Raw genomic sequence first — 5160 nt, forward strand, 5'->3', positions numbered from 1 at the left:
CGCTGTTCGGATGATGCTCGGTCAGCGTCGCCATGCCGGGCACCTTCAGCGAAAACACGTTGTCGTCGCTGCCGTCGTCCGCATACACGATGCGGCTGTGCGCGACCGGCCAGCCGCGTTCGCGGGCGAGCGCGAGCGCCTTCGTCGTGCGCGCGATCGCCGGCGCGATGTTGCCGCCGCCGAACGTCGCGGGATCGGCGAAGCCGACCACGAAATCGACGATCAGCAGTCCAATGTTGCCGTGCGGCGGAAGCGGCGTGCCGAAACCCTGCTGGCGATACACGTTCGCTTCGGCGTGACGGGAAAGATCGTTCATGGTGTCGGGGGCTCGTCGGTCAGGCGGGTTGATCGGTCACGCGGCCTTCGCGCACGACGGTCTCGCCGTCGAGCTCGACCGTGCAGCGGCGCAGCGGGATGTCGATATGACAGGTGGTCGTGCGGCTGCCGCCGCCTTCGTTGTTCGGGCCTAGCGAGAACAGGAAGTTGCCCTCGAACGCGCGCGCGTCCATTCCGATCGTCGCCTCGCGGTCGTACAGCCCGAGCGTCGACCAGCGCGCGCGCGGCTGCAGCCCCCAGCCGATATGCGAGATCGCATAGCCTTCGGGGTCGGCGAACGTTTCCATGTAGTCGCGCAGCAGGTCGGCGTCGACGCCGCCTTCGATACGCGTCGCATAGCCGCCTTCGACGGTCAGCGCGATCGGCTCGCGCACGTAGTGCTTCTGCGGCAGCAGAATGTCGCCGCGGTCGATCACGATCGTGCCGCGCGCGGTGCGATCGTTCGGATAGGTCAGCGCGAAGCCGCTCGGCCAGTGGTCCCAGCGGCCCGGTGCGTCGACGAAGCCGTATTCGGCGGTCGGCGGAAACTCACCGAGCGGGCACACGAGCGCGGTGCCGGCCGCCGAACTCACGCGCATCTCGCGGGCCGCGGCGATTTTCTTCGCCGCGGCGAGCACGCGCGTGCGGTCGGCCAGGGTCGGCACCATTCGTACCAGCACTTCGGGCGGTTCGACCGCGAGCAGGATCTTCGTGCCGGACTTCAGGATGTCGTGCTGTTCGGGCGAGAACAGCAGCGTCATCAGGTCGAGCACGAGGTCGCTCTCGCGCAGCGCGGCGATCGCGGCCTTGTTGCCGGTCAGCGGCGTCGTGCCGAGGTAGGCGAGCGGGTCGCGGCTGAACGCCTTGTCGCCGTTGACGGGCGGCAGGTCGAGCCGGTTGACGATCGCACCCAGCGATTGCGTCGCGATCAGCGCGCACGACAGCGTCTGCGGATGGGTGGCCGCGCTCGTCAGGATCGTGACGGTCTGGCCCGGCTCGAGGCGCGACAGCGTGAGGACCTGCTTCCACGCGTCGATCAGTTGGGTATCGCTGACTGGCATCGTCGGCTCCGGTAAAGGCGTGAAGGAAAGGGCGGGCGCCGCGCTCAGGCCGCGAGCGGCGCGCCGAGGAAGTCGCCGAACGCCGCGTAGAAACCCGCCGCGTTGTCCCACGGGATCATGTGGCCGGCGTCGGGCACGCGCACGTGCTGCATCGTCGGCGTCGCGCGCTGCAGCTCGGCGACGTCGTCGTCGCGCACCACGTCGCCGCGCTCGGCCGTGATCAGCAGCGACGGCACGGCCAGTTGCGCGGCATCCGCGTGGAAATCGTCGGTGTGGAAGCCTTCGTACGATGCGCGCACCGCGCGTTCGTCGCAGGTATGCAGCCATTCGGCGCGCAACTGCAGCTCGGCATCGGTCCAGGTCGGGCAGAACGCGCGCATGCCTTCGGCATCGGTGCCGGCGCGCGCGAGCGCCATCGAGTCGATGTACCACGGCAGCTTGCCCGGATAGTCGCGGCGGTTCGGGCCCGACACGGGCGGATCGACCAGCACGACCGACGCGAGCCCGCGGATGCCGCGACGGGCCGCGCGCGCGGCGATGCGCGCGCCCATCGAATGGCCGACGAGGCTCGTGCGCGGCAAATCGAGCGCGGCGACGAGCGCCGCGACGTCGTCTGCCTGCGCATCGAGGCCGTAGTCGAGCGACGGCGACGCGTCCGACAGCCCGCGGCCGCGCACGTCGAGCACGTAGGTGTCGAACGCCGCGCCGAATACTTCGCCGACGAAGCCCCACGTGATCGCGGGGCTCGTGATGCCGGGAATCAGCACGATCGCCGGGCGCGCCGCGCGTGCGCCGGTCGCGCCGCCGTAGCGCAGATAGTGCTGGCGGATGCCGTTGGCGCGGACGTTCGCGCCGTACAGGAAAGTCGAGGACATGGGATGGCTCCGAAGTAGCGGTGGCGCTCAGTACGCGCCGGACAGCAGCGCGCCGGCGCCCGGCACGACCGGTTCGAGATCGAGCTCGCGCAGCATCGCGTAGGTGGTCGCGATCGCCGCGGTGATCACCGGCTTGCCCGTCATCGCCTCGACCTTCGCGACGGCCGGCAGCGACGGCATCTGCACGCATGCGGACAGCACGATCGCATCGGCGTCCTGGTACGGCAGCGTCTTCACGATGTCGGGCAGGCGCGCCGGATCGTGGCGGCCCACGTCGAGGTTGTCGGGGATCTCCAGCGCGCGGTACGCGAGCACGTCGAAGCCTTCGTTGCGGATGTAGTCGACCACCAGCTCGGTGAGCGGCAGCATGTACGGCGCGACGACGACGATGCGCTTCGCGCCGATCACCTTCAGCGCGTCGACGAGCGCACCCGCGCTCGTCAGCACCGGCGCCTGCGCACCGTTGTCGGCCGTGTGCTTCGTGAGGCGCGCCTGCGACACGCGGTGATAACCGTGACCCATCGCCATGATCGCGACGAGGCACGCGTAGCCGAGCACGTCGACGCGTGCATCGCTCAGTTCCACCGCGCAGCGGTCGGATTCGGCGTCCATCGCCGCGAGTTCTTCCTTGACGACCTTCTTCATCCGCATCCGGCTCGAGTGATACGTGAAGCGCTCGGGCCGGATCGCTTCGCGCAGCCGCAGCATCGCCGGGATCTCGGTCTCCATCGTCGTGTTGGAACTCGGCACGATCTGGCCGATGCGGTAGGTCTTGCTCATGACGGGAGGCTCCGTGTCGGTAAGGAGGGGGCGGCACGCTGGCGCGGGATCGCCGGATGTTGGGCAAAGTCTAGTGTGTACATTTGAAAATGGCAATGGATCAAAATTACGTCTGCCATGGGTAGATTGTTTGTGTGTATGGATTTCGGGAGATTTATTGGTGCTTTCCCGGAGACGTCGGCATCGATCAATAATCTGCTTGTCCTGAATAAATTGAGTGTGTACGCTAAATAAACGCCATTCAATCCGCCCGCCCTGGCGCCGCGTTCGGCAATGGGCCCACGATCAGGAGATCCGCATGAGCAAACCCCGTATCGCAATCATCGGCGCCGGTCTCGGCGGCACGGCCGCTGCCGCGCTGCTGCAGCGCGGCGGTTACGACGTCGCGCTGTACGAGCAGGCGCCCGCGTTCTCGCGTCTCGGCGCGGGCATCCATCTCGGCCCGAACGTGATGAAGATCATGCGGCGCATCGGCTGCGAGGACGCGCTGGAAACGATGGGTTCGCATCCGGATTTCTGGTACAGCCGCGACTGGCGCACGGCCGACGTGCTGTCGCGGATTCCGCTCGGCGACTACGCGCGCAAGGCCTACGGCGCGAGCTACCTGACCGTGCATCGCGGCGATTTCCATGCGCTGATGACGCAGGCGGTGACGCCCGGCACGATCCGCTTCGGCAAGAAGCTCGCGGCGGTGGAGGACACGGGCAGCGATGTGCGCCTCACATTTACCGACGGCAGCATCGAGACGGCCGACATCGCGATCGGCGCGGACGGCGTGAATTCGCGGCTGCGCGAGCACCTGCTCGGTGCGGAACCGCCGCGCTACACCGGTTATGTCGCGCACCGCGCGGTGTTCCCGGCCGCGCTGCTCGGCAACAAGCCGTACGACATGTGCGTGAAGTGGTGGTCGGAGGATCGCCACATGATGGTCTACTACGTGACCGAGAAGCGCGACGAGTACTACTACGTGACGGGCGTGCCGCAGGCCGAATGGCCCGAGGGCGTGTCGATGGTCGACAGCAGCCGCGACGAGATGCGCGAAGCGTTCGCCGGTTTCCACGCTGACATCCAGCATCTGATCGACGTGTCGCCGTCGATCACCAAATGGCCGCTGCTCGAACGCGATCCGCTGCCGTTGTGGAGCCGCGGCCGGCTCGTGCTACTCGGCGACGCGTGCCATCCGATGAAGCCGCACATGGCGCAGGGCGCCGCGATGGCGATCGAGGATGCCGCGATGCTCGCGCGCTGTCTCGACGAAGTCGGCGTAGGCGATTACGCGGGCGCGTTCGCGCTGTACGAGGCGAACCGCGCGGCACGCGCGTCGAAGGTGCAGCTCGTGTCGCACAACAACACGTGGCTGCGCACCAACGAGGACCCGTCGTGGGTATTCGGTTACGACGTGTTCGACGTGCCGCTCGAAGCGCCGTCGCGCAGCAGTGTGGCGGCCGTGGCCTGACGCGCGGCGCCCGCGCCGGCCGGCGCTTTGCATCCGCTTTGCAGCCGCTGCGCCGGCGCGGGAATCGATGCGCGGCAACGCGCATTTCGGCGTGTTATATGTCAGGCGCGCCGGCAGGCGCCAGCCGGCGGCCCGTGCCCGCGCCGGCCGACGCCGGCCCGCCCGCCGTATTCCGGATCCCTTCATGTCCCATCCCGCTTCTCCGTCGCGGCCGCTGGCGTTTCGCGTGAACGGCACGCCGCACACCTTCGCCGACGCCGCGCCCGACGCGCCGCTGCTGCTGGTCCTGCGCAACGACTGCGCGCTCAACGGCCCGAAGTACGGCTGCGGGCTCGGGCAGTGCGGCGCGTGCACGGTGCTCGTCGACGGGCAGGCCACGCGTTCGTGCGTCGTGCCGGCCGCCGCCGCGCACGGGCGCGACGTCACGACGCTGGAAGGGCTCGGGTCGTGCGACGCGCCGCATGCGATCCAGCGCGCGTTCATCGACAAGCAGGCCGCGCAATGCGGTTACTGCCTGAACGGCATGATCATGAGCACGAAGGCGCTGCTCGACCGCCACCCCGCGCCCGACGATGCGGCGATCCGGGACGCGTTGCGTTTCAACCTGTGCCGTTGCGGCACGCATCTGGAGATCATCCGCGCGGTGCATCGCGCCGCACGCTATCTGCGAGGG

At 68.5% G+C, this 5160-nt stretch carries 5 protein-coding genes and 1 pseudogene; 2 read left to right on the forward strand and 4 right to left on the reverse strand.

The window, feature by feature from the left end:
- The 4 genes and pseudogenes from JMF90_RS23220 to JMF90_RS23235 form a co-directional block, all read right to left on the reverse strand.
- A pseudogene (locus tag JMF90_RS23220) lies at positions 1-316 on the reverse strand (isochorismatase family protein); the annotation flags it as partial.
- 19 nt (positions 317-335) lie between these two features.
- Positions 336-1376: a hypothetical protein gene (locus JMF90_RS23225; RefSeq protein ID WP_011694696.1), complete on the reverse strand. Its 1041-nt coding sequence runs from the start codon at positions 1374-1376 to the stop codon at positions 336-338.
- A 44-nt stretch (positions 1377-1420) separates the two neighbouring features.
- Positions 1421-2251 carry an alpha/beta fold hydrolase gene (locus JMF90_RS23230; protein WP_011548022.1) on the reverse strand — a complete coding sequence of 277 codons (831 nt, stop codon included), beginning with the start codon at positions 2249-2251 and terminating at the stop codon, positions 1421-1423.
- A gap of 27 nt (positions 2252-2278) precedes the next feature.
- On the reverse strand, positions 2279-3031 hold the full coding sequence (locus tag JMF90_RS23235) for an Asp/Glu racemase (protein ID WP_006483547.1): 753 nt from the start codon (positions 3029-3031) through the stop codon (positions 2279-2281).
- 298 nt (positions 3032-3329) lie between these two features.
- On the opposite strand from JMF90_RS23235, the gene JMF90_RS23240 reads away from it, so the two are divergent.
- Together JMF90_RS23240 and JMF90_RS23245 are read left to right on the forward strand one after the other, a co-directional pair.
- Positions 3330-4487 carry an FAD-dependent monooxygenase gene (locus JMF90_RS23240; RefSeq protein WP_011548021.1) on the forward strand — a complete coding sequence of 386 codons (1158 nt, stop codon included), beginning with the start codon at positions 3330-3332 and terminating at the stop codon, positions 4485-4487.
- A gap of 184 nt (positions 4488-4671) precedes the next feature.
- Positions 4672-5160 (forward strand): (2Fe-2S)-binding protein (locus JMF90_RS23245; protein ID WP_201325472.1); only part of this gene is annotated, 489 nt, incomplete at its 3' end.

Source organism: Burkholderia sp. E168m23 (assembly GCF_016586125.1).
In the GTDB taxonomy this organism is placed as follows: domain Bacteria; phylum Pseudomonadota; class Gammaproteobacteria; order Burkholderiales; family Burkholderiaceae; genus Burkholderia; species Burkholderia orbicola.